The sequence below is a fragment of the Streptomyces sp. NPDC093795 genome (assembly GCF_044764665.1).
Classification (GTDB): Bacteria; Actinomycetota; Actinomycetes; order Streptomycetales; family Streptomycetaceae; genus Streptomyces.
Map to the genome: position 1 here is coordinate 255128 of NZ_JBIWIO010000004.1, position 25306 is coordinate 280433.

The 25306-nt window shown below is 72.6% G+C and carries 18 protein-coding genes and 2 pseudogenes; 17 read left to right on the forward strand and 3 right to left on the reverse strand.

What is annotated here, in order from left to right:
* The first annotated feature begins 44 nt into the window (after positions 1 to 44).
* From ACIRB7_RS13315 to ACIRB7_RS13325, 3 genes are read left to right on the forward strand one after another with little or no spacing between them, the layout of a single operon-like run.
* Positions 45 to 1010: a carbohydrate ABC transporter permease gene (locus tag ACIRB7_RS13315; RefSeq protein ID WP_403596761.1), complete on the forward strand. Its 966-nt coding sequence runs from the start codon at positions 45 to 47 to the stop codon at positions 1008 to 1010.
* Positions 1007 to 1945, forward strand: coding sequence for a carbohydrate ABC transporter permease (locus ACIRB7_RS13320; RefSeq protein WP_403596764.1), 939 nt, complete (start codon positions 1007 to 1009; stop codon positions 1943 to 1945). Before ACIRB7_RS13315 ends, ACIRB7_RS13320 begins: the two co-directional genes overlap by 4 nt.
* Before the next feature lie 59 nt (positions 1946 to 2004).
* Positions 2005 to 3408, forward strand: coding sequence for a GH1 family beta-glucosidase (locus ACIRB7_RS13325; protein ID WP_403596766.1), 1404 nt, complete (start codon positions 2005 to 2007; stop codon positions 3406 to 3408).
* Positions 3409 to 3502: 94 nt separating this feature from the next.
* Here the strand turns inward: ACIRB7_RS13325 and ACIRB7_RS13330 are convergent, their stop codons facing one another.
* Together ACIRB7_RS13330 and ACIRB7_RS13335 are read right to left on the reverse strand one after the other, a co-directional pair.
* Positions 3503 to 4873 (reverse strand): carbohydrate-binding protein, encoded by a 1371-nt coding sequence (locus tag ACIRB7_RS13330; protein WP_403596769.1) that lies wholly within the window; start codon positions 4871 to 4873, stop codon positions 3503 to 3505.
* Positions 4874 to 5011: 138 nt separating this feature from the next.
* On the reverse strand, positions 5012 to 5965 hold the full coding sequence (locus ACIRB7_RS13335) for a LysR family transcriptional regulator (protein ID WP_403596772.1): 954 nt from the start codon (positions 5963 to 5965) through the stop codon (positions 5012 to 5014).
* Between the two features lie 224 nt (positions 5966 to 6189).
* Between ACIRB7_RS13335 and ACIRB7_RS13340 the strand changes: the two genes are divergently transcribed.
* The 9 genes and pseudogenes from ACIRB7_RS13340 (at position 6190) to ACIRB7_RS13380 (ending at position 15968) form a co-directional block, all read left to right on the forward strand.
* Positions 6190 to 6855 (forward strand): GPP34 family phosphoprotein, encoded by a 666-nt coding sequence (locus ACIRB7_RS13340; RefSeq protein WP_403596775.1) that lies wholly within the window; start codon positions 6190 to 6192, stop codon positions 6853 to 6855.
* 43 nt (positions 6856 to 6898) lie between these two features.
* Positions 6899 to 7927: pseudogene (locus ACIRB7_RS13345) on the forward strand (amidohydrolase); the annotation flags it as partial.
* Between the two features lie 247 nt (positions 7928 to 8174).
* Positions 8175 to 8942 carry a GntR family transcriptional regulator gene (locus ACIRB7_RS13350; protein WP_403596778.1) on the forward strand — a complete coding sequence of 256 codons (768 nt, stop codon included), beginning with the start codon at positions 8175 to 8177 and terminating at the stop codon, positions 8940 to 8942.
* A gap of 45 nt (positions 8943 to 8987) precedes the next feature.
* Positions 8988 to 9215, forward strand: a complete 228-nt coding sequence (locus ACIRB7_RS13355; RefSeq protein ID WP_403596781.1) for a ferredoxin family protein — start codon at positions 8988 to 8990, stop codon at positions 9213 to 9215.
* Between the two features lie 14 nt (positions 9216 to 9229).
* Entirely contained in the window at positions 9230 to 10576 is a 1347-nt protein-coding gene (locus ACIRB7_RS13360) for an ABC transporter substrate-binding protein (RefSeq protein WP_403596784.1), read from the forward strand.
* Positions 10573 to 11448: an ABC transporter permease gene (locus ACIRB7_RS13365; protein ID WP_403596787.1), complete on the forward strand. Its 876-nt coding sequence runs from the start codon at positions 10573 to 10575 to the stop codon at positions 11446 to 11448. Before ACIRB7_RS13360 ends, ACIRB7_RS13365 begins: the two co-directional genes overlap by 4 nt.
* Positions 11445 to 12215, forward strand: coding sequence for an ABC transporter ATP-binding protein (locus tag ACIRB7_RS13370; RefSeq protein ID WP_403596790.1), 771 nt, complete (start codon positions 11445 to 11447; stop codon positions 12213 to 12215). The genes ACIRB7_RS13365 and ACIRB7_RS13370 overlap by 4 nt, the downstream gene beginning before the upstream one ends.
* Positions 12216 to 12276: 61 nt before the next feature.
* Positions 12277 to 15003 carry a fumarate reductase/succinate dehydrogenase flavoprotein subunit gene (locus tag ACIRB7_RS13375; RefSeq protein WP_403596793.1) on the forward strand — a complete coding sequence of 909 codons (2727 nt, stop codon included), beginning with the start codon at positions 12277 to 12279 and terminating at the stop codon, positions 15001 to 15003.
* A 170-nt stretch (positions 15004 to 15173) separates the two neighbouring features.
* Entirely contained in the window at positions 15174 to 15968 is a 795-nt protein-coding gene (locus tag ACIRB7_RS13380) for a VOC family protein (RefSeq protein ID WP_403596797.1), read from the forward strand.
* Between the two features lie 75 nt (positions 15969 to 16043).
* Here ACIRB7_RS13380 and ACIRB7_RS13385 read toward each other — a convergent pair.
* Positions 16044 to 16541: pseudogene (locus tag ACIRB7_RS13385) on the reverse strand (MFS transporter); the annotation flags it as partial.
* Positions 16542 to 16733: 192 nt separating this feature from the next.
* Here ACIRB7_RS13385 and ACIRB7_RS13390 point away from each other — a divergent pair.
* The 5 genes from ACIRB7_RS13390 to ACIRB7_RS13410 all read left to right on the forward strand — a co-directional run bounded on the left by ACIRB7_RS13390 (position 16734) and on the right by ACIRB7_RS13410 (position 25222).
* Positions 16734 to 17153: a MarR family winged helix-turn-helix transcriptional regulator gene (locus tag ACIRB7_RS13390; RefSeq protein WP_403597670.1), complete on the forward strand. Its 420-nt coding sequence runs from the start codon at positions 16734 to 16736 to the stop codon at positions 17151 to 17153.
* A gap of 178 nt (positions 17154 to 17331) precedes the next feature.
* The gene (locus ACIRB7_RS13395) at positions 17332 to 20370 is read left to right on the forward strand and encodes a carbohydrate binding domain-containing protein (protein ID WP_403596800.1); all 3039 of its coding nucleotides are present in this window, start codon (positions 17332 to 17334) and stop codon (positions 20368 to 20370) included.
* Positions 20371 to 20623: 253 nt separating this feature from the next.
* Positions 20624 to 22402: a S8 family peptidase gene (locus ACIRB7_RS13400; RefSeq protein WP_403597673.1), complete on the forward strand. Its 1779-nt coding sequence runs from the start codon at positions 20624 to 20626 to the stop codon at positions 22400 to 22402.
* Between the two features lie 201 nt (positions 22403 to 22603).
* Positions 22604 to 23530 (forward strand): diiron oxygenase, encoded by a 927-nt coding sequence (locus tag ACIRB7_RS13405; protein ID WP_403596803.1) that lies wholly within the window; start codon positions 22604 to 22606, stop codon positions 23528 to 23530.
* Between the two features lie 33 nt (positions 23531 to 23563).
* Positions 23564 to 25222, forward strand: a complete 1659-nt coding sequence (locus tag ACIRB7_RS13410; protein WP_403596806.1) for an FAD-dependent oxidoreductase — start codon at positions 23564 to 23566, stop codon at positions 25220 to 25222.
* Positions 25223 to 25306: the final 84 nt, after the last annotated feature.

A 25306-nucleotide genomic window follows, 5' to 3' on the forward strand; every position in this document is an offset into this window, starting at 1 on the left:
GGCGCCCCCGACCCCTCCCCCGTACCCCTCCGAAGGGCCGCACCGTGACCCTCACCGCATCCGAGAGCCCGGCCCCGCCGAGGCCGGTCCCGCCGTCCTCGCGGCGGGGATCCGCCCGGCGGGCCTGGCAGACGTTCTCGCCGTACGCCTACCTCGCCCCGTTCTTCACCCTGTTCGCCGCCTTCGGCCTCTTCCCGCTGATCTACACGGCCTTCGTCTCGCTCTACCGGGTGGAGCTCCAGACGCCCGGCGCGATGGAGTGGCGCGGCCTCGGCAACTACACCGCGCTCCTCGGCGACGAGTACTTCTGGCTCTCGCTGCGCAACACCTTCACCATCGGCGTGCTCTCCACCGTGCCGCAGCTGGTGATGGCCCTCGGCCTCGCGCACCTGCTGAACTACCGGATGCGCGGCCGCACCTTCCTGCGGACCGCGATCCTCCTGCCGTACGCGACCTCGGTGGCCGCCGCCACCCTCGTCTTCGCCCAGCTCTTCGGGCGGGACTTCGGTCTGATCAACTACGCGCTCGGCCTGGTCGGCATCGACCCCGTGGACTGGCAGAACGGCACCGTCGCCTCGCAGATCGCCGTGTCCACGGTCGTGATCTGGCGCTGGACCGGCTACAACGCGCTGATCTACCTGGCGGGCATGCAGTCGATCCCGAACGAGCTGTACGAGGCCGCCGCGATGGACGGGGCCTCGCGGTGGCGCCAGTTCTTCCACGTCACGCTGCCGGGGCTGCGGCCCACGATCCTGTTCACCGTGATCGTGTCGACGATCGGCGCGACGCAGCTGTTCGGGGAACCGCTGCTGCTCGAAGGCTCCATCTCGGGCGGTATCTCGCACCAGTACCAGACGCTCGGCCTGTACATGTACGAGCAGGGCTGGGGCTTCTTCCACCTGGGCCGGGCCGCCGCCATCGCCTGGGTGATGTTCCTGCTCATCGTGGCGCTCGTCGGGGTCAACGCCCTGATCGCTCGCCGCCGTTCCCGCAAGGAGGCCGGCCGATGACCGCGCCGACCGCCCCCGCACCGGCCCCGGCACCGCACGGGCCCTCCGACCCGCCGGCCGGTCCCCCGGCCTCCGTACGCGCGCGCGTGCCCCGGCGCGGAGCTTCCCGGGCGGGCCGCACCCTGCACGCCGGTCCGCTCGCCTACGCGATCCTGATCGTCGCCGTGCTCTTCTCCGCCTTCCCCTTCTACTGGACGATCGTCGCCGCGAGCCGCTCCAACGCCGATCTGGCGAAGGTGCCGCCGGCCCTGCTGCCCGGCCCGAACCTGATCCGCAACTTCGAGGCGGTCCTGGAGGAGGCCGACATCGGCAAGGCCCTCCTCAACAGCTTCATCGTCTCCGGCTCGATCACCCTCGGCACCGTGCTGTGCTGCACGCTCGCCGGCTTCGCCTTCGCCAAGCTCCGCTTCCGGGGCCGGGGCGCGCTCCTCGCGATCACCGTCGGCACCATGATGATCCCGCCGCAGCTGGGCGTGATCCCGCTGTTCATGCTGATCGCCGAACTCGGCTGGGTGAACCAGCTCCATGCGGTGATCCTGCCCGGCCTGGTGTCCGCCTTCGGCGTGTTCTTCATGCGCCAGTACCTGGTGCAGGCGCTGCCGGACGAACTGATCGAGGCCGCCCGGGTCGACGGCGCCTCCACGGCCCGGATCTTCTGGTCGATCGTGGTGCCGATCGCGCGGCCCGGCATGGCCGTACTCGGCCTGCTGACCTTCATGGCCGCGTGGAACGACTTCTTCTGGCCGGTCATCGCCCTCACCTCCTCCGAGCCCACCGTCCAGGTCGCCCTGCGCCAGCTCGGCGGCGGCTATGTCCACGACCAGTCCGTGATCATGGCAGGCACGCTGCTCGGCACCCTGCCGGTGCTGCTCGTCTTCGGCCTGCTCGGCCGTCAGATCGTCGGCGGAATCATGCAGGGCGCGGTGAAGGGCTGACCGGCATGCGTCGCCCCTAGCATCCCCCCAGACGTCTCACCCCAGGGAGTTCCCACCCCATGACCGCGCTCGACGCCCGTACCGACACCACGACCGTCCTCCGCTTCCCCGAGGGCTTCCGATGGGGCACCGCCACGGCCGCCTACCAGATCGAGGGGGCGGCGGCCGAGGACGGCCGCACGCCGTCCATCTGGGACACCTTCAGCCGTACGCCCGGCAAGGTGCGCAACGGCGACACCGGTGACATCGCCGCCGACCACTACCACCGGGTCGACGAGGACGTCGCGCTGATGAAGCGGCTCGGCGTGACCGACTACCGCTTCTCGGTCGCCTGGCCCCGGGTCCAGCCCACCGGGCGCGGTCCCGCCGTGCGCAAGGGCCTGGACTTCTACCGGCGCCTCGCCGACCGGCTCCTCGACGCCGGCATCCGGCCCGTGGCGACGCTCTACCACTGGGACCTGCCGCAGGAACTGGAGGACGCGGGCGGCTGGCCGCACCGGGAGACGGCGTACCGCTTCGCCGAGTACGCGGGCATCATGGCGGACGCCCTGGGCGACCGGGTGGCGACCTGGACGACGCTCAACGAGCCCTGGTGCGCGGCTTTCCTCGGCTACGGCAACGGCGTGCACGCCCCCGGCCGGACGAGCGCCCTCGCCTCGCTGCGCGCGGCCCACCACCTCAACCTGGCGCACGGACTCGCGGCTCGTGCGCTGCGCGGGGCGCTGCCGGGCTCGTCGGAGGTGTCCCTGACGCTCAACCTCCACGCGGTGCGGGCCCTCTCGGCGGCGCCCGAGGACGTGGACGCGGCCCGCCGCATCGACGCGGTCGCCAACCGTGTCTTCCTCGACCCCGTCTTCCACGGGCGGCTGCCGGAGGACCTGGTCCGCGACACCGCGTCGGTGACGGACTGGTCCTTCGTACGGGACGGTGACCTGGCGACGGCGGCGGCGCCGCTCGACTCGCTCGGCATCAACTACTACTCCCCGTCCGTCGTCGCGGCCGGCACCTCCGAGTCGCCCTCGCCGTGGGCGGGCGCCGAGCAGCATGTCCGGTTCGAGCCCGCGCCCGGTCCGCGTACCGCGATGGACTGGCCGGTGGACGCCACGGGACTGCACGAGCTCCTGATCCGGCTGCGGGACGAGCTGCCGGGCGTACCGCTGGTGATCACGGAGAACGGCGCCGCGTACGAGGACTACGCCGACCCGTCGGGTCAGGTGAAGGACCCGGAGCGGGTGGCGTACCTGCACGCGCATCTGGCGGCGGTGCACCGTGCCCTCGCGGACGGGGCGGACGTGCGGGGGTACTTCGTGTGGTCGCTCCTGGACAACTTCGAGTGGGCGTACGGCTACAGCAAGCGGTTCGGCATCGTGCACGTGGACTTCGCGACCCAGCGTCGTACGCTCAAGGACAGTGCCCGCTGGTACGCGGAGGTCGTCGCGCGGGGAGGTCTTGCGGAGTCCTGAGCGGGCGGACAGCCCGGAGGGGTGCCGCGAATCCCCCCACGGGTTCGCGGCACCCCCGGTCACCGACCGGCGCGGGCCATCGGCCGGTCAGCGGTCACAGGCGCTGCCACAGAGCCGGTACGTTCGGCGGCTCCCAGCCGGACTGGGCCTGGTGGCCCTGGAGGCAGCGGTAGCTCGCGCCGCCGTACGTGACGAGGTCTCCGGCCGCGTAGACCTTGCCCGCCGCCCAGGTGCCGCCCGGCTCCGGGTCGCCGGGGCCGGGGCCCGGGTCGACGCCGGTGGTCCTCAGCGTCAGGCCGTAGTTCTGGAGCAGCGGGTTCAGCGGCTGGAAGAAGGTCGTGCCGCCGCTGGAGCAGTTGCCGGAGCCGCCCGAGGTGACGCCCTGGGCCTGGCTGCCGGAGATGTACGAGCCGCCGGAGTCACCGGGCTCGGCGCACACGGTCGTGCGGGTCACCCCGGAGATGGTGCCCTCGGGGTAGGTGACGCTCGTGTTGTGCTGCTGCACGGTGCCGCAGTGCCAGCCGGTGGTCGAGCCGGACCGGCAGACGGAGGAGCCGACGGGCTGCAGGACGGAGCCGGTCACCTGCGTGTTCGCGCCGCCCGCGCCCTTGACGTACGGGGTCGAGGTCCAGCTGGAGTTGGCGGCCACCCAGGCCATGTCCTTGCCGGGGAAGACCGAGCCCTGGAAGCTGCCCTGGGCGACCTGGTTGAACCCGCTGGTGGTGGTGCCCGCACGGCCGCAGTGACCGGCGGTGGCGAAGCCCTGGGTGGTGCCGCGCGTGACCGCGAAGCCGACCGAGCAACGGCCGCCGCCTCCCATGTAGTAGGCGTCGCCGCCCCGGATGTCGTAGAGCGGGCGGGGAGCCTGACCGGTGCGGACGACTCGTACGAGGTCACGCGGGATGCCGGCGGTCCCGACGAGCCGCTCGCCCGCCCCCGCTCGGGTCTCCTCGACGACCAGGACGTTGGCGCGCACGTCGACGTACCGGACGGGTGCGTCGACGGTGGCGGACCGGTCCAGGGCCTCCTTCGCGCGCTCCAGGGCGGTCAGACTGTGCGTCACGAGCCGGGGGCGGGCGCCCGAGGCCCGTATCGCGGCCGTGTCGGCGGCCCGGGTGGTGGCCACGGTCAGGGTGCCGGCCTCGGCGCCGTCCAGCCACGCGCCCGCGAAGGCGCCGCCCAGGCCCTGGCGGAGCCGGGCGGCGGTGGCACCGGCCTCGGCCTCGTTGGCGAGGCGGGTCAGGGCCTGGGAGTGGGTGAGTCCCAGGTCGCGCCGCATGGCGTCGAGCAGTTCGGGCCGGGCGGAGTCGGCGCCGAGCGTCTGGGCGGCGGTCCTGACGGTCGCGGTGCGGTGCGCGCCCCGGTCGTCCGGGGCGGCGGCGGCGGAGCCTGCCTGGAGTCCGGTCAGCGCCATTCCGGCGGCGACGAGGGCGGTACACGCCGTGCGGGCGTGTCGTCGGAGCATGGGGTGTCTCCTCGGTGATGGGTCTCGGTTCTCGGTGGGGGATCTGCTGGAACCGTAGGGATCCCGAGGAGGGGAGCGGCAGTTACCGGTCGGCCCCTGCCACCGCGTTATGGCGGAGGCTCCGAGGGGGCCCGCCCGTCAGCGCGGGCTTCCCTCCCGGGGCGCGGACGCCGGGGCGGGTGAGCGGCCGGCGCTGGTGGCCAGCGCCTCGGTGTGCGCGGCCCGGGTGTGGCCGAGTACGGCGGCGGCCCGCCCGGCCGCGCGTCCTTCGGGATGCCAGCCGAGGAGGTGCCGCCAGACGAGCGGGGTGCCGGCGAGGGGCCGGGTGACGAGGCCGGGGGTGACGGGGAAGGTGGCCCGGCACAGGCCGACGGCCCGGCCGACCTGCACCAGGTGCACACAGGATGCGGTGTCCGTCTCGTACACACAGGCCGGGGTGAACCCCGCCCGCACGCAGGCGGCGGCGAAGCAGTCGCCGAAGCAGCCGTCGCCCGGTACGTCGGTCCATGCCTCCGCCGCGAGTTCGGCCAGGTCGATCTCGGCCCGGTGGGCCAGCGGGTGGTCGGCGGCCAGCATCACGTACACCGGGTCGCGGGCGACCTCCGTCCACGCCAGCCGTCCCGCCTCCGGCGGGCCGCTCTCGCCGCAGACGCCGACCAGGGCGAAGTCGAGCCGTCCGTCGGCGACCCCGCCCGCGATCTCACGCTCCGACCACGAGGTGTACGTGGTGACCAGGGCGCCCGGGTCGGCGCGGGCGATCCGGTCGACGAGGCCTCCGAGCAGCGGCCCGTGCGTGCCGCCGAGCCGGTAGCCCTCGGCTCCGTCGCGCGCGAAGCGCACCGCCTCCTCCTGGAGCTCGCAGACGGCGGGCAGCACCACGCGGGCCCGGTCGAGGACCAGGTCCCCGAGCGCCGTGGCCCGTACGCCCTCCCGCCCCCGCTCGAACAGGGCGCCGCCCAGAGCCCGTTCGATCCGCTTGAGCTGAGCACTGAGCGCGGGCTGCGCGAGTCCGAGCGCGGTCGCGGCACGCGTGAGGCTCCCCGCGTCCGCGATGGCCCGGATCGTCTTGAGGTGCCGCAACTCCAAGTCCATACCGAGAGCTTGACGCCCCCGCCCGCTGCGGTCCAGACCAAAGCCGTCACGCCTCGGGAACCGCCCCCCGCGCGAAGGCGACGACGCAGGTCGCGAGGGGTGGCGGCCCGGCGAAGGGAACCACAGGCCCGCGTCGGTCGTCCTCAGAGGCGAAGGGTGCCGGGACGGGGCGGATGACCGTCCGGGCGCCGGGGACGGGCATTGTGGAAGGCAAGGGGTATCGGGTGGCGGTCACGCTCGCTGAGGAGATCATGCTGCTGTCGCTGGACGACGAGTCCGGGGCGGCGAAGGAACGGCAGTCCGCCGCGTGGGCCGTCGCGGGCGGCATCCTGCTCGATCTCGTGCTGGCGGGACGCGTGTCGGTGGACGACGGGCGGGTGCGGGTGACGGACGCCACCCCCACCGAGATCCCCCTCCTCGACCAGCGGCTGCGGCAGCTCACCGTCTGGTGCGGGAAGAAGAGCAGGGCTCCGAAGGTCACCGAGTGGCTGATGAAGGACCATGGCAAGGCCGTGAAGGCCACGGTCGAGAGTCTGTGCGAGCGGGGCCTGGTGCGCGAGGAGCAGCACAGGGTGCTCGGCCTCTTCCCCCTCACCCGCTATCCGGAGGCGGACGGCTCCGTCGAGCGCGAACTGAGGTCCAGGCTGGGCGCTGTGGTTCACGAAGGCCCCACGCATCACGCCCGCACCACAGGTCTCCTCGCTCTGATCCACGGCGCCAAGCTGCACCGCCTCGCCTTCCCCGACGCGCCGCGCAAGGAGATCGCGGCGCGCCTGGAGGAGCTCACGGCCGGCGAGTGGGCGGCGGAGGGCGTGCGCCGGGCGATCCGTGACATGCAGGCCGCGATGGTCGCGGTCACGGCCGCCACGATGATGACGGTCACCAGCTGATCGCCGCGCGGATGGTGGGCGTGTTCTCGCATCCCTGAACCGACGCAGGGCCGGTCCTGGTCGTGCCGTGCCGCTGCTGCACTCGCTGGGCATCACCGGCTGGCAGGACGCCCTGCTCGGCGAGTTCAGCGGGCGGCCCGATCCCGCGGACGCGTACGTGACCGCCGCGCGCGACGGTTCGCTCACCGCCCGGGTGGCCGGGGCGCTCTGGTGGGACCGGGCTCGGGGCGCCGAGCAGATCCCCGAACTCGTCGACCGGCGGGCGACGTTGAGCACCGGGCGGTTCCGCGCGGGCTCGGTGAAGATCATGCAGGACGGGGTCGCGGAGAACTTCACCGCCGCGATGACCGCCCCGTACCTGGACGGCTGCGGCTGCGCCACCGCCAACTCGGGCCTGAGTTTCGTCGATCCCGAGGCGCTGCGCGGGTACGTGACCGACCTCGACGCCCTCGACTTCCAGGTCCACTTCCACGCCCTGGGCGACCGGGCCGTCCGGGAGGCGCTGGACGCCGTCGAGGCCGCGGTGGAGGCCAACGGGCGGCGCGGCAACCGTCACCATCTCGCCCACCTCCAGGTCGTCCACCCCGACGACCTGACCCGCTTCGCCGCGCTCGGGGCCGTCGCCACGATCCAGCCCCTCTGGGCGGCCCACGAGCCGCAGATGGACGAGCTGACCATCCCGTTCCTCGGCCCGGAGCGGGCCGCCTGGCAGTACCCCTTCGGGGACCTGCTGCGGGCCGGTGCCACGCTGGCCGCCGGCAGCGACTGGCCCGTCAGCAGCCCCGACCCGCTCGCGGGCCTCCACGTGGCGGTGAACCGCCGCGACCCGGAGGCCGCCGACGGCCGGATCTTCTATCCCGAGCAGCGCGTCGACCTCCCCACGGCGCTCGCCGCCTACACCGCCGGTGCCGCCCATGTGAACGGTCTCGACGACACGGGCAGTCTGAGGCCCGGCAACCTGGCCGACCTGGTCGTCCTCGACCGCGACATCCTGACGGCGCCGCCGGAGGAGATCGCGGAGGCCAGGGTGGAGCGGACCTATGTCGGCGGCCGGCTGGTGCACTCCGCCTGACCCGGGGGGAGCGGGTCCTCGGGGCGCTCCACCGCCCTCTCTCGACGGCTCGCCGCCGCCAGGTCACGGGCCGGCGATCCGACCCTTCCGCATCGTGGGCGGACGGTGTCCACGTGGTGGGCGGCGGGGTGGCGGATCTTTCCGTCGGGCCATCATCACCGCAGGTCAGGGCGGTTCCTACGGGGTGTCAGGTGGCGCAATACCGCCGCAACACCATGCGGGGCGGCCCGCCGCTACGTTCCCTGTCATGCCCGCCGAACCCACTCCCGCCGCCCGTCCCGTCGCCGCCGCCCGCTCTCGCCGGCTGCGCGCGGACCGGGCGCGGCAGCTCGCCGACCTGCTGCGCCACCAGATCCTGGCCGGCGGTTTCCCGGGCGGGGTCCTGCCGCTCGAGGACGTGATCGCGGCCGACCACCGGGCCAGCCGGAACACCGTCCGGCAGGCACTTGACCTCCTGCGCGGCGAGCAGCTCGTCGAGCGGCAGCCGGGGGTCGGCACGGTCGTGGTGTGCGAGAAGTTCCCGCACGGCCTGAACCGGCTCCAGGGGCTCGCCGAGACCCTGCACGCACACGGACGGGTCACCAACGAGATCCGGACCGTCGGTCCGGTCTCCGCCCCCGGCCCCGTGGCCCACCGGCTCGCGCTGCCGGCGCACTCCGACGTGCTGTGCGTCGAGCGGCTGCGGCGGCTCGACGGCCTGCCGCTCTCCCTCGACCTGTCGTACCTCCCGATGGACATCGGCGGCCGGCTCCTCGGCTGCGACCTGGAGAACACCGATGTGTTCCGCCTCCTGGAGGAGCTGACCGGAGGTCCGCTCGGGCACGCCGAGATCACCCTGGAGGCCGTCAACGCGGACGCGCACTCCGCCGCCGTGCTCCAGGCGCCCCGCGGGGCCGCCGTCCTCATGCTGGAGCGGTTGACCTGTCTCCCCGACGGGCGTCCGGTGGACCTGGAGTTCATCCGGTTCCGCGGCGACCGCATCACCATGAGCGGCATTCTGCACCGCTCCCTCTGACACCTCGATCCACCGTCCCCCATCCGCCCCTTCCCGGAGACCGCCATGCCTCTGATCCCCCAGCGCGCCGACGTGCCCGTGACCATCGACGAGTCGAAGTGCATCGAAGGCTGCACGCTCTGCGTCGACATGTGTCCGCTGGACTCGCTCGCGATCCGCGAGGAGGACGGCAAGGCGTACATGCACGTGGACGAGTGCTGGTACTGCGGCCCGTGCGCCGCCCGCTGCCCCACCGGCGCGGTCACCGTCAACATGCCCTATCTGCTCCGGTGAAAGGCCGAACCCCCATGTCCCGAGCACGACTCCCGCTGTTCCTCCCGCTCGCCCTGCTGCTTCCCCTCGTCACCGCCTGCGGCGAGTGGTCGGGCGCCGGGGACCCGGCGGGGGCGAGGACGGTCACGGTGACCGTCGGCTACCAGTCGAAGACCATCAACACCGTCACCGCCGGCACCCTGCTGCGCTCCCTCGGCCACTTCGAGGAGGAACTCGCCGCCCAGGGCAGGAAGGACGGCACGACCTACCGGGTGGCCTGGCAGGACTACGCGACCGGGGCGCCGATCACGGCGCAGATGACGGCGGGGAAGATCGACATCGGGTCGATGGGTGACTTTCCGCTGCTGATCAACGCGGCCCGCGGGAAGCAGCTCAAGGAGCCGACCCGACTCGTCGCCGTCACCGGATACAACCTGCGCGGTGGCCTCAACACCGTGGTGACCGCCCCCGGTTCGCCCCTTCGATCCCTCGCGGACCTCAAGGGCCGCAAGGTGTCGAGCAGCGTCGGCTCGGCCTCCGACGGGACGCTCGTGCGGGCGCTCCGGCGTGCCGGGATCGACCCGGCCAAGGAGGTTCACAAGCTCAACCAGCAGCCCAGCGTGGGGGCTTCGGCCCTGGCCGCGGGCAGTGTCGACGCGTTGTCCCAGTTCGTCGCCTGGCCGGGTCTCCTCGCCTACCAGGGCAGAGCCACGGCCTTGTACGACGGCGCCGAGCTGAACGTGCCGACCTTCCACGGGGTCACGGTCCGGCAGGAGTTCGCCGAGCGGCGGCCCGCCGTCCTCGACGCCTTCCTCCGCGCCCAGCGCCGGGCCACGGACCATCTGCGGACCCGGCCGGTCGCGGCCGCCGAGACTGTGGCGAAGGAGACCGGGCTGCCCGCGGAGGTGGTGTACCTCTACAACGGCGCGCAGGGCATCGCCACCTTCGACCCGACGCTCCGTCCGGAGCTGGTCGCCGCGCTCGAGGAGGACGTACCGGTCCTGAAGGAGGCCGGTCTGGTGACGGCCGTCGACGTGGACGCCTTCGTGGACACGGCGCCGCTGCGGCGGGCGGCGCCGGACCTCGCCTACCCGAAGGCGGCCGCCCCGAAGCCCGAGCTGTGGCTGAAGGGGAAGACCTCTACGCGTACCTTCGACACTCCCGCCCAGCTCCTCCGGGCCGTCAGGGGCGCCTCGGTCAGGGCCTCCTACGTGCCGGACGCGGTGACCGGGACGCCCTGGTTCGCGGACCGGTCCGTGTGGGTCGCGGACGGCTCCCGGTGGCTCGCCTTCATGACCCGGTCGGGGGCGGAACGGTACGTCGCCGGACACCCCGGCTCGCGGACCTTCACCTACGCCGACGCCGTGAGGCTCGCCTCATGAGTGCCCTTCATCGCGTGGTCCGGGTGGCCTCCCCCCTCGCCGCCCTCGGCCTCTGGCAGCTGCTGACCTCGCTGGACGTGAACCTCTGGCTGCGGTTCGAGCAGTTCCCCACGGTCGGCGAGGTCGCCACCGCCTTCGCCGACCGGGTCGGCACCGAGGCGTACTGGCAGGACCTCGGACACAGTCTGCGGCGGATCGCGGCCGGCTTCCTCCTCGCCGCCGTCCTCGGCGTGGCGGCCGGCACGGCCGTCGCCCGGTCCCGGTGGGCCTCGGACCTCCTGGACCCGCTGGTGGAGGTGGTGCGCCCCATCCCCGCCATCGCCCTGGTACCGGTCGCGATCCTGCTGCTGCCCACCAACGAGCAGGGCATCGTCTTCATCACCTGCGCGGCGGCCCTCTTCCCCGTGCTCGTGTCGACCCGGCACGCCGTGCGCGCCCTGGACCCGGTGTGGGAGGAGGCGGTGCGCACCCTGGGCGGCGGCCGGGTGAGGGTCCTCTTCTCGGTGGTGCTGCCGGGCGCCCTGCCGGGGATCTTCGGCGGCCTCTCGGTGGGCATCGGCGTCGCGTGGATCTGTGTGATCTCGGCCGAGATGATCTCCGGCGAGTACGGGGTGGGTTACCGCACCTGGCAGGACTACACGGTCGTCGACTACCCGGGCGTCTTCGTCGGCATGGCCACGATCGGCGTCCTCGGCCGGCTCACCTCCACGGCGGTCGAGTCGCTGGGCCGCCGGGTCACCGCGTGGCTGCCGGGCTCGGCCGGCCGGCGGACGTCCGGCCTCCGGAGTCGCGCCGCGGGCCGCCCGGCGGATCCGCTGCCGGCCCCCACCCCCGCCCCCGTACCCCTGCCCCAGAAGGAGCCGGTGCCATGAGGTCCGCGAACCCCCCCGGCGGACCCGGGGATCCGTCCGCCGCCCCCGCCGGTGCGGAACTCGCCCTGGACGGCGTCCGGCTCGGTCACCACGTCGGCGGCGCCGTGCCCGGCACCGTGGGGCTGCACATCGCGCCCGGTGAGCTGCTGGCCGTCGTCGGCCCCTCCGGCTGCGGGAAGACGACCCTGCTGCGCACCCTCGCCGGGCTGCTGCCCCCGCTGGAGGGGCGGGTCACCCAGGACGGGGAGCCGGTCCGGCGCCCCGGCGCCGACCGGGCCGTGGTCTTCCAGGACGACGCGCTGCTCCCCTGGCGGTCGGTCCGTGGCAACGTGGAACTGCCGCTGGCGATCCGCCGGGTGCACCGGTCGGAGCGGCGGCGGCGCGCCCAGGAGTGGCTGGAGCGGGTCGGACTCGGCGGGCACGCCCACAAGCTGCCGCACCAGTTGTCCGGTGGGCAGCGGCAGCGGGTGCAGCTGGCCCGCGCCCTCGCCGGGCGTCCCCGCGCGGTCCTGATGGACGAGCCGTTCGGCGCACTCGACGCCCACACCCGTGCCGGGATGCAGGACCTCCTGGTGGAGATCCTGCGCGGCACGGGCGCGACCGTCGTCTTCGTCACCCACGACGTGGACGAGGCCCTCCATCTCGGCGACCGCGTCGTCCTGTTCGGGTCCGGGGACGTCCTGGACGTGCCGCACCCGCGCGCGCGGGAGGCGCGGGACGCGCCCGCCACGGCCGCCCTGCGCCGCCGCGTCCTCGACTCCCTGTGACTCCGTCCGACTCCTTCCGACTCCTTCCGACTCCTTCCGACTCCTTCCGAAAGGCTCCCCCGTGGACACCCCCCTGACCGTGCCCGATCCCGCCGACGCGACCGAGCTCTCCTGCGACGTCCTCGTCATCGGCGGCGGCACCGCCGGCACGATGGCCGCGCTGACCGCGGCCGAGCGCGGGGCGAGCGTCCTGCTCCTGGAGAAGGCGCACGTCAGGCACTCCGGCGCTCTCGCCATGGGCATGGACGGCGTCAACAACGCGGTGGTCCCGGGCCGCGCCGAACCCGACGACTACGTCGCCGAGATCACCCGCGCCAACGACGGCCTCGTGGACCAGTCGACGGTCCGGCAGACGGCGACCCGCGGTTTCGGCATGGTCAAGCGCCTGGAGTCGTACGGGGTGAGGTTCGAGAAGGACGAGCACGGGGAGTACGCGGTCCGCCAGGTCCACCGGTCCGGCTCGTACGTGCTGCCCATGCCCGAGGGGAAGGACGTGAAGAAGGTCCTCTACCGTCAGCTGCGCCGGCGTGAGATGCGGGAGCGGATCCGGATCGAGAACCGGGTCATGCCGGTCCGGATCCTCACCCACCCGGAGGACGGGCGGGCGGTCGGCGCCGCCGGCTTCCACACCCGGACCGGAGCGTTCGTCGTCGTCAGGGCGGGCGCCGTGATCCTGGCCACCGGCCCCTGCGGGCGCCTGGGCCTGCCCGCCTCCGGCTATCTCTACGGGACGTACGAGAACCCGACGAACGCGGGCGACGGCTACGCGATGGCGTATCACGCCGGGGCGGCGCTCACCGGCATCGAATGCTTCCAGATCAACCCGCTGATCAAGGACTACAACGGACCGGCCTGCGCCTACGTCGCCAATCCCTTCGGCGGGTACCAGGTGAACCGGCACGGCGAGCGGTTCGTGGAGTCGGACTACTGGTCGGGCCAGATGATGGCCGAGTTCGCGGCCGAACTCGCCTCGGACCGGGCCCCCGTGTACCTGAAGCTGAGTCATCTGCCCGAGGAGACCATCGGCGCCGTCGAGTCGATCCTGCACACGACGGAGCGGCCGACCCGGGGCACCTTCCACGAGGGCCGGGGACACGACTACCGGACCCATGACATCGAGATGCACATCTCCGAGATCGGCCTGTGCGGAGGGCATTCCGCCTCGGGGGTACGGGTGGACTCCCACGCCCGGACGACGGTGCCCCGGCTGTACGCGGCGGGCGACCTGGCCTCCGTACCGCACAACTACATGATCGGCGCGTTCGTCTTCGGCGACCTGGCGGGCGAGGACGCCTCCCGTTACCGGGCGTACGAGGGGGAGTTGGACCCCGAGCAGGTCGCGGCGGCCCATGACCTGGTCTACCGGCCGCTCCGGCACCCCGAGGGTCCGCCGCAGCCCCAGGTCGAGTACAAGCTGCGGCGGTTCGTGAACGACTACGTCGCGCCGCCGAAGACCGGCGCGAAGCTCTCCCTGGCCGTCGAGGCCTTCACCCGGATGTCGGAGGAGATCGCCAGGATGGGGGCGCGTACGGCGCACGAGCTGATGCGGTGCGCGGAGGTGTCGTTCATCCGGGACTGCGCCGAGATGGCGGCGCGGGCCTCGCTCGCCCGGACGGAGTCCCGCTGGGGGCTCTACCACGAACGGCTCGACCACCCGGAGCGGGACGACACGGGCTGGCTCCACCACCTCGATCTGCGCAAGTCGCCGTCCGGGGCGATGGAGTTCACGGCGCGTCCCGTCGAGCCGTACGTGGTGCCGGTGCCGGAGTTCGCTCCGCCGGGTGGTCCGGAGCGGCACCTCGGAGAGGTGGCCCTTGTACCGGTCGCCACCGCCGGCCCCCGGGAGTCGGCCCCGGCGCGTCCGGGCACGCCTCCTCCGGGCCCGGACGAGGCGCCGGCGGCCGCGGCGCCGCCCCCGCGTCTGCTGCGGCTGCTCTCGCTCGTCGAGGACTCCCCCGACCTCGACGCGCTCGCCCCCTATCTGGACGATGCCGATCCGTCGGTACGCGCTGCCGCCGTGGCCGCCGTCGGCGAGACCGCGCCCGTCGGCGCGGGGCCCGTGCTGGCCGCGCGGCTGCGGGACGAGGCCCCCCGGGTCAGGGCCGCCGCCGCGGCCGCCCTGCGCGAGCTGGTGGAGGTCCTGCCCGCCGGAGCCGTGCTCGGGGACGGTCTGCGCGAGGCGCTCGCCGTTCCGGACGCGACCGTGCGGTCCGCCGCGCTGGAGGTCCTGCGGGCGCTGCGGCTCGGGGACGCCGCCCTGTACGCGGGGGCGCTCGGGGACGCCGTGGCGGAGGTACGGGTGCAGGCGGTACGGGCGCTGGTCTCGGTGGACGGGGTCGCGGAGCTGGCGGCCGCCGTCGGCGATCCGGCCCGGGAGGTGAGGGTCGCGGTGGCCCGGGGTCTGGCCGCCGTGCGGCGTCCGGCGCCGGGTCCGCTCGCCCCGCTGCTCGACGATCCGGACCCGCTGGTGCGCGGCGCGGCCCTGGGCGCCCTGGGCGGCACCGGCTGCCCGCCGGACCACGCGGCGCGGGCGGCGGCGGCGCTGCGCGATGCCGCCTGGCAGGTCAGGTCGGGCGCCGCGACGGCCCTCCGGTCCGCTCCGGCCGCCGTCGCGGTCCCGGCCCTGGCCGGGGCGCTCACCGACCCGAACGCGGACGTCCGCAAGGCGGCCGTGCTCTCGCTCCTGGAGCATCGCGCCGACGCCTCGGCCCGTGGCGCGCTCGCGGGGGCGGCCGACGATCCCGACGCGGACGTCCGCGCCTACGCCGCTCGCGGGGGCGCGGCGTGAGAGGCGGTGCCTCGTTCGGCGGTCGGCGCCCCCGGGCGGGTGGTGATCGGCGGCACGTGGGTGAACGCGCGCATGCGAGGCGGCGGATCGGGGAAGGGGCGCACGGCGCACGCAGCGCGGAGGACGACGAGGAGGTGGTGCCGGTGTCGGGGCCGACGACCGGAGAGGAGGTGGGAGCACCGTGCTGGCTGAGTCTGAACGCGCACGATCTGGACGCGGCGGAGCGCTTCTACGGGGCCGTGCTGGGCTGGACGTTCCGGCGGGGCGGCGGGGAGCGGGAGTACGCGGTCGGTGAGCTGGGAGAGGTGCCCGTCGCCGGGATCGCGGCCGTCGCCGCCGAGCTGTCCGTACCGGTGTCCTGGACGGCGTTCTTCGCCGTGGACGACGCCGACACGGCCGTGGCGCGGATCCGGGAGCGCGGTGGCACCGTCGGCGTGGGGCCGGTCGCCTACCCGCCCCAGGGGCGTGCGGCGCTCGCGACCGACCGGGAGGGCGCGGCCTTCGGTGTGTGGCAGGGCCGGACGGAGTCCCACTGGCACATCGGGGAGCACTCGGCTCCGGCCTGGCTCGAACTGCACACACGGGACGCCTTCGACGCGGCCGTGTTCTACGGCGAGGTGCTCCGCTGGACGGACGAGGGCCCCGGCCACTTCGAGGTGTCGTACGAGCAGGACAAGGTGGTGCTGCGGCGTGAGGGCGAGGCCCTCGCCCGGTTGAACAGCGGCCCGGTCGACTCCGGCTCGCCCCGGCCGCAACTGCGTCCGCGCTGGCTGGTCCGGTTCCGGGTGCCCGATCCCGAGGCGGCGACGGCCGCGGTCCTGGAACACGGCGGGACGGTGGTGCCGGGTGGCGAATGGGGCGGTGTACGGGGCCCGGAGGAGGCCGAGGGCCGCCGGGCGGTGGTGGTGCGCGACCCGGACGGGGCGCTCTTCACACTTGAGGCGGCCGAGGACGGCAAGGGCTGAGCGTGAGCCGGTGCGGGCGCGGGTCCGTGGCGCCGGGTCCGCACCGGCCGACCGTCGGCGGGTCCGGCCGGCCGCTCAGGCAGTTGCGGCGGGGGCGCGCGGCGCGGCGTCCGGTTCCGTGCCGGTCGGGTCGTCCGAGGACGCCGCCGGGGCCCTGGAGAGGATGAGGGAGGCGACGACCGCGGCCAGCAGGCCGACCCCGCAGCCGATGAGCATGGCGACGCGGAAGCCGTCCTCGGACGGCAGGACGTGGCCGCCCAGGGTCGTGGTCATCTGGGCGAGGACGACGCCGATGACGGCCGCCGAGACGGAGGTGCCGATGGAGCGCATCAGGGTGTTGAAGCTGTTGGCCGACGCGGTCTCCTGCTGCGGGACGGCGCCCATGATGAGGGCCGGCATGGCCCCGTAGGCGAGTCCGACGCCGGTGTTGCAGATGAGGGTGACGACGAGCAGGCCCACGGTGGAGCCCATCAGGGCGAGCGAGGAGCCGTACCCGGCGGCGATGACCAGGGCGCCGAGGGAGAGCGTGACCTTGGGGCCGCGGGCGGCCGAGAGCTTGGCCCCGAGGGGCGCCTAGCTCATCACGGCCGATCCGCGAGTCTTGTGCATCATACACATCGATGGCTGCATACACAAATTATGCATGATGCACATCCGATCTTCGCGAGAGAGAATGACCGCATGGACAAGCCCGAGGAAGAGCCTGAGGACAAGCCCGTGGACAAGCGCGTGGACAAGCCCATTCGCCTGGTCGAGTTCGAGAGCATGCTGCTCGGACGGCACGCCCATCTGTACGCACCCCGCTCCCGGGCCGCCGGCGACCACCTCGACCGGAGCGCGTACGTCGTACTGACCCGCATCCGCATGCACGGGCCGATGTCCATCGGGCAGCTCAGCGAGGCCTTCGGTCTTGACGCCTCCACCCTCAACCGGCAGACCGCGGCGATGCTGCGGACCGGGGTCGTGGAGCGCATCCCCGATCCGGACGGCGGGATCGCCCGCAAGTTCCGCATCACGGCGGAGGGCGAGCGCCGCCTGGACGCCGACCGCGACGCGAACATCGCGGGCCTGGACCGGGTCATGGAGGACTGGTCACCGGAGGACGTGGCCCGCTTCGCGGCCTACCTCGAACGCTTCAACCGGGACATCGAGCGCCTGGAGAAGCGCCCCTGGCCGCGCCCCTGACCCCTCTTCCCACCCCACATTCGCACCGTCAGAACTCTTTACGCGGCGGGCGGGCGGCGATACGTTCCCGCTCGACGCAAGCTGTTTCAGCAAGTTTCCGACAGTGTTTCCAAAGGGCTTCGATTCCCGTCCGGGGCAGAGGTCTGCCCGGTGACGCTCGGACCTGCCTGGAGTTCTGATGACACGCACCCGCGGACTGACACGCCCCCGAGGACTGATATCCACTCAGAGACGGCTGCCTCTGAGACCGTTGGCCTTCCTGGCCGCCGCCGCCGGAGTCCTCGGCCTGGTGACCACGCCCCCTGCCGAACCCGCCCCGCGCACCACCCCGGTCGCGTCCACCGCCGCTGCCACCGCCTCCGCCGCCGCCGACAACACGGCCACGGTCTTCTACTGGACCAAGACCCGGAACTGGTCCCGGTACAACCTCCATTACGCGCCCGACGGCGGCGCCTGGACCACCGTCCCCGGCACGGCCATGGAGGCCGCCTGCACGGACTGGGTCAAGAAGACCGTCACCCTGGGCGCGGCCACCGGCCTCCAGGCCACCTTCAACAACGGCAGCGGCACCTGGGACAACAACGGCGGCAAGAACTACGCCCTGGGCACCGGCTCCCTCACCGTCAAGGACGGGGTCATCGCCCACTCCGACCCCTGCGCGGGCGCCACACCCGGCCCCTCCGCCAAGGCCACGGTGTACTACTCCACCGAGGCGCTCGGCTGGTCCACCGTCAACGTCCACCACCAGCCCGCGGGCGGCGCCTGGACCGCCGTGCCCGGCACCGGCATGCATACCGCCTGCGCCGGCTGGTGGAAGCGGGAGCTCGACCTCGGGACGGCCGCCTCCCTCAAGGCCGCCTTCAACAACGGCAACGGCGTCTGGGACAACAACGGGGGCGCCGACTACGCCCTCGGGACGGGCGTCAGCACCGTACGGAACAACGTGGTGACGGCGAACGCGACCGATCCGTGCGCCGCCGCGACCCCCGACACCCAGGCGCCGACCGCCCCCGGCCGGCCGACCGCCACCGCCGACGGCGTCTCGGTGCTGCTCACGTGGGATCCCGCCACCGACGACAGGGGTGTGACGAAGTACCAGGTCACCCGGGTCGGCGGTAGCGCCGGCACGGTCGTCACCGACGTCGGTTCCACCGTGTTCTCCGACACCGGCCTCGCCGAACGGACCGCCTACACCTACACGGTGAAGGCCGTGGACGCCGCCGGGAACGTCTCCCCCGCCTCGGCCGCCACGACGGCCACCACCGGGGACAAGCCGGCGAACCCGGGCACCGGGAAGCCGCTCGGCACCGACCCGCGCAAGGACCCGATCTACTTCGTCCTCACCGCCCGCTTCAACGACGGCGACGCGTCGAACAACCGGGGCGGCAGCCAGCACGTCAAGTCCGGCAACGCGGCCAACGACGACCCCATGTTCCGGGGGGACTTCAAGGGCCTCATCCAGAAGCTGGACTACGTCAAGGGCCTCGGCTTCTCGGCGATATGGGTCACGCCGGTGGTCCTCAACCGGTCCGACTACGACCACCACGGCTACCACGGCTACGACTTCTACAAGGTCGACCCCCGCCTGGAGTCGGCCGGCGCCTCCTACCAGGACCTGATCGACGCCGCCCACGCCAAGGGCATGAAGATCTACCAGGACGTCGTCTACAACCACTCCTCCCGCTGGGGCGCCAAGGGTCTGTTCACCCCCACCGTGTACGGGGTGCGGGACAGCCAGTGGAGCTGGTACTACGACGAGAAGCAGCCCGGTTTCGAGTACGACGGCCTGACGATCGACGCGAAGTCCGGGAAGTCGTACTACAACGGCGATCTGTGGTCGACGGCCGAGCCGACCGGCAACACCTGTCTCAACTGGGGCAAGCCGACCGGCGGCAAGAGCGCCGAGGGCTACACCGTCCACAACTGCCAGTGGCCGAGCCCGACGTCCGGGATGTTCCCGAAGGCGCTCTTCCATCAGTGCTGGATCGGCAACTGGGAGGGCGAGGACTCCCGTTCCTGCTGGCTGCACGAGGACCTGGCGGACTTCGACACGGAGAACCCGGCCGTACAGAACTACCTGATCGGCGCGTACAACAAGTACATCGACATGGGCGTGGACGGCTTCCGTGTCGACACGGCCGTGCACATCCCGCGCACCACCTGGAACCGCCGTTTCCTGCCCGCCATCCAGGAGCGGGTGACGCAGCGCCACGGCGCGGAGGCCGCGAGGAACTTCTTCGTCTTCGGCGAGGTCGCGGCCTTCGTCAACGACAAGTGGAACCGCGGCTCGGTGAACCACTCGGCGCAGTTCTTCACCTGGAAGGAACGCAAGGAGTACGACGCCGACGACGCCAGGGCCGCCCTGGAGATGTACGACTACGAGCAGCAGCAGGGCACGGGTAGCCAGCCCACCTCCACGAACGCCTTCCTCAACGGAAACAGCTACCACGCACCCGACCACAGCCGCTTCTCCGGCATGAACGTCATCGACATGCGCATGCACATGAACTTCGGTGACGCGTCCAAAGCCTTCCACAACGGCAAGGACTCCGACGACAGTTACAACGACGCCACCTACAACGTCGTCTACGTCGACAGCCACGACTACGGCCCCAACAAGTCGAGCGAGCGGTACACGGGCGGCACCGACGCCTGGGCCGAGAACATGTCCCTGATGTGGACCTTCCGTGGCATTCCGACGCTGTACTACGGCTCCGAGATCGAGTTCCAGAAGGGGATGAAGATCGACTGCGGGCCGTCCTGCCCGCTCGCCACCACCGGCCGCGCGTACTTCGGCGAGCACGTCGCCGGCTCGGTCACGGCCTCCGACTTCTCCCAGGTCTCCTCGACTTCCGGAGCGGTCGCCACCACGCTCCAGCAGCCCCTGGTGAAGCACGTCCAGCGGCTCAACCAGATCCGCCGGGCGATCCCGGCGCTCCAGACGGGTCAGTACTCCACCGAGGGCATCTCGGGCGGCATGGCGTTCAAGCGCCGCTACACCAGCGGTTCGACGGACAGCTTCGCCCTCGTCACCGTCTCGGGCGGCGCCACCTACACGGGCATCCCGAACGGCACGTACACCGACGCCGTCACCGGCGACGTGCGGACCGTCACCGGCGGCACGCTCACGGTCGCCGCACCCGGAAAGGGCAACCTGCGGGTGTACGTCCTTAACGGCCCCGGAAAGATCGGCACCGCTGGTCCGTACCTGAAGTAGGCGTTGGTCCGTACCTGGAGCAGCCGCACGAAAAGGGGCAGGGAACCCGAAACCCTGCCCCTCCGGGCATCGTTCGGTCAACAGTGCGTAACGCGAACGGGCTTCTCGGACAGAACTCTTCCCTCCGGGGCACGAGTCTGGGATCTTGCGTCCACCCCACACATCACAAAGCCCGGCAGGCGCCACCCGCGCCACCGGGTTATCGGAGGACGCATTGTTTTCCCTCATATCCAGCCGGTTGAGAACGTCGGCCATCGCCGTCGCCGCGCTCGGCACCACCGTCGCGCTCGCCGCTCCCGCCGGATTCGCCCAGGCAGCACCGTCGGACACCGCGCCCGTCGCGGCCCGTTCGGCGGGGGCGACGACGGCCACCACCACCGCGGCGGCACCGGCGGCCTGGGCCGCGGGCACGCGTGCGTACCTGGTGATCACGGCGCCCGGCGGCACCTCGGCCGTGAGCGGCGCCGTGACGAGCAACGGCGGTACGGTCTTCGCCAGCTACGACGCGATCGGTGTGATCGTGGCGCACTCGACGTCCGCGTCGTTCGCCTCGGCGATGCGCACGGTCGGCGGCGTCCAGCAGGTCGGGGCGACCCGTACCTCCGACGTCCCCGCCGACGCCTACAACCCGGCGCTCCCGGCGAACCCGTCGCAGTCGACGACGACCCTCACCGAGTCGAACCGCTGGGACATGACGCAGATCAAGGCCGACCAGGCCTGGGCGGTCACCACCGGTTCGGCGACGGTGAAGGTCGGTGTCCTCGACACCGGCGTGGACGACCGGCACCAGGACATCGCGCCCAACTTCAACGCCGCCGACTCGGCCTCCTGCGCCTACGGCAAGGCGGACACGCGCGCGGGTGCCTGGCGTGACGTCGGCACCCACGGCACGCACGTCGCGGGCACCATCGCCGCCGCCAAGAACGGCAAGGGCGTCATCGGCGTCGCACCGGGCGTGAGGATATCCTCCGTCCGCATCGCGGAGCCGACCAGCAGCCTGTTCTTCGCGGAGAACACGATCTGCGGCTTCATGTGGGCCGGTGACCACGGCTTCAAGGTCACCAACAACAGCTACTACACGGACCCGTGGGCGTTCAACTGCCCGGACAACGTGGACCAGGCCGCCATCATCGAGGGTGTCCGCCGGGCCCAGGAGTACGCCGAGGGCAAGGGTTCGCTCCAGGTGGCCGCCGCCGGCAACTCCAACTACGACCTGGCGAACAAGACGACCGACTCCGAGTCCCCCAACGACTCGACCCCGGTCACCCGTACGATCACCAACGCCTGCATCGACATCCCGACGGAGCTTCCGGGCGTCGTGACGGTCGCCGCGCAGGGCAACGGTGGCGCGAAGGCCTCGTACTCGAACTTCGGCAACGGCGTCATCGACATCGCGGCCCCCGGCGGCGACGGCGCCTCCGGTGTCTACTCGACGCTCCCGGGCGGCAAGTACGGCAACATGAACGGCACGTCGATGGCCTCCCCGCACGTGGCCGGTGTCGCGGCGCTCATCGCGAGCGTGAACCCGACGTTCACGCCGGCGCAGATCCGCGATCAGCTGGGCGTCCAGGCCACGGACCGCGCGTGCCCCTCGGACACCCGCTGCAAGGGCACCACGACCAAGAACGGCTTCTTCGGTGAGGGCGCGGTCGACGCCCTGAAGGCCGTCGGCGGCACGACTCCGCCGCCCGGCGCGTACTTCGAGAACCTGACCGATGTGGCGATCGCCGACAACGCGACGGTCGAGAGCCCGATCACGGTCAGCGGCGTGACGGGCAACGCCCCGGCCACGCTCAAGGTGGGCGTGGACATCAAGCACACCTACATCGGTGACCTCAAGGTCGACCTGGTGGCCCCGGACGGCACCGTGTACACGGTCCACAACCGGACCGGAAGCGGCACGGACAACATCGTCCAGACGTTTACGGTCAACGCCTCCGCGGAGGTGGCGAACGGGGCCTGGAAGCTCCGCGTGAACGACAACGCGAGCCAGGACACGGGCACGATCGCCGCCTGGAACCTGACCTTCTGACACCACGCGACCCCCTGACGGGGCCGGAGCCGCCATGGCTCCGGCCCCGTTCGCGTACCCGGGGTAAGCCCCCCGGGAAGAAAGTGCGTACCGAAGGGTAGGCCCGCGCGGCCTCCTTGCTATACGTTGCGTCTAACAAGCTTGCTAGACACGGCGTCTAACAAGCTGCCGAGCCGATCGCGCGACCCAAGGAGCCGCACCATGGCACGCAGCACCGTTCGCCCGGACAACCAGCACGGCACCGACTCGGACGGCACCGACTCGGACGTCGCCGCGCGGCTGCTCCGGTCGGCCGCGAAGCTGTCGTACGACCCCGCCGTCGAGGTCGACTGGGACACCCCCCTCGACAAGGACTTCCACGGCCAGAGCCCCGAGTGGAACTCCCTCTACGGCACGGCGTACTGGAACGAGATGACCGACGAGCAGCGCAAGGAGCTGACCCGGCAGGAGTCCGCCTCCGTCGCCAGCACCGGCATCTGGTTCGAGATGATCCTCCAGCAGATGATGCTCCGCGACATCTACCTCATGGACCACACCGATCCCCGGTTCCAGTGGGCCCTCACCGAGATCGCCGACGAGTGCCGGCACTCCATCATGTTCGCCCGGGGCTCCCAGAAGCTCGGCGCGCCCCCGTACCGGCCCAAGCGGGCCGTACTGGAACTCGGACGCTTCATGAAGACCGTCGGCTTCGGCGAGGCGGCGTACGCCGGCATCCTCGTCGCCGAAGAGGTCCTCGACGTCATGCAGCGCGACTGGATGCGCGACGAGCGGGTCGTCCCCTTCGTCCGCACCATCAACAACATCCATGTCGTCGAGGAATCCCGGCACATGAAGTTCGCCCGGGACGAGACGCGCCGCCACCTCGCCCGGGCCAGCAGGGCGCGCCGGCACTTCCAGGCCCTGGTGGTCGCCATCGCCGCGTACTACATCATCACCAGCCTGGTGAACCCCGAGGTGTACGTACGGGCCGGCCTCGACCCCGAGCGGGCCAGGCGCGAGGCCGCAGCCAACGAGCACTACAAGGCGCAGCTGCGCGCCAGTTGCTCCGGCCTCATGGAGTTCCTCTCCGACGTCGGGATGCTGACCCGGCCCGCGCTCTTCTTCTACCAGCGCGCCCACCTCGTCTGACCCCTCCGAGCCGAGCAGAGCAGAGCCGACGACATGACCTACGCGATCACCCAGACCTGCTGCAACGACGCCACCTGCGTCGCCGTCTGCCCGGTCAACTGCATCCATCCGGCGCCCGGGGAACCCGACTTCGGGACCACGGAGATGCTGTACATCGACCCCAAGACCTGCATCGACTGCGGCGCCTGCGCCGACGCCTGCCCCGTCGACGCGATCTTCCCGGCGGACCGTCTCACCGGACGGCTGCGGGAGTACGAGGCCATCAACGCCGACTACTACGCGGACCGCCCGCCCGCGCCCGCCCCGGCCTCGCCCACCTTCCACCCCTGGGGCGCTCCCTCGTTCCACCGCTCGCTGCCCGCCGACTTCGCGCCGCTGCGGATCGCGGTCGTCGGCACCGGACCCGCGGGCATGTACGCCGCCGAGGACCTGCTCCTGCACACCCACGCCGAGGTGACGCTGATCGACCGGCTGCCGGTGGCCGGCGGGCTCGTCCGGTACGGGGTGGCGCCGGACCACCCGGCGACCAAGGGCGCCGGTGAGACCTTCGCACGCTTCCACGCCCACCCCCGGGTCCGGATGCGGCTCGGGGTGGAGATCGGCAAGGACGTCACCGCCGAGGAACTCGCCGCGCACCACGACGCGGTGATCTACGCGGTGGGCGCGCCCGCCGACCGGCGGCTCGGCATCCCCGGCGAGGAACTGCCCGGCAGTGTCCCGGCGAGCTCCGTCGTCTCCTGGTACAACGCGCACCCCGAGACCGGCGCGGACGGCGTCCGGCTCTCCGCCGAGCGGGTCGTCGTCGTCGGCAACGGCAACGTCGCCCTCGACGTCGCCCGTGTCCTCGTCACGGACCCGGCCGACCTCGCCGGTACGGACATCGCCGACCACGCCCTCGCGGCGCTGCGCGGCACCCGGGTCCGCGAGGTGGTGCTGCTGGGCCGCCGGGGCCCCGAGCACGCGGCGTACACCACGTCCGAACTGCTCGCCCTCAAGCACCTGCCGGGTGTGGACCTGGTCGTCGACGACCACGACCCGCGCACCGGCGCGGCCGTCGACGCGGCAGGGGCCGGGGAGAAGGCCGCGCTGCTGCGGGACGTGGCCCGGGAGTCGGTGGACTGGACGCGGGCGCCCGCGCCGGACCGGCGCAGGATCGTGCTGCGCTTCCACTCCGCGCCGGTCGAGGCGCTCGGTCCCGACGCCGTACGGGCGGTCCGGGTGACGGGGGCGGGATCCCCTTCGGGTACGGAGATCGGGGCGGGGCTCCTCGTCCGGGCGATCGGCTACCGCGGGGTGCCGCTGCCCGGGCTGCCCTTCGACGAGGCGACCGGCACGGTGCCGCACGAGGCCGGGCGCGTGACGGGGCTGCCCGGCGGGTACGTCGTCGGCTGGATCAAGCGCGGGCCCTCCGGCGGCATCGGCGCCAACCGGGCCTGTGCCGAGGAGACGGTGGGAACCCTGCTCGCGGACGCGGTCGCCGGGGCGCTGCCGGCGCCGACGGGCACGGAGCGGGAGTTCCGCCGGCTGGCGCGGAGCCGCAGCCGGCACCTGGTCGACGCGCGCGGTCTGGCGGCCATCGAGCGGACCGAGCGGGCCAGGGGCCAGGCCTCGGGGCGGCCCCGGGTCAAGCTGGCCACGGTCCCGGAGCTCGTCGCGGCGGCCCGGGGCGGACGGCTGCGCCCGAAGGTCTGAGGGGAGGAGGAGCGGGGTTCCGGCCCGGGACGGCGGGCCGGTGGAGTACCTGCGGTACCAGGTGCAGTACCGCGACGTGGGACG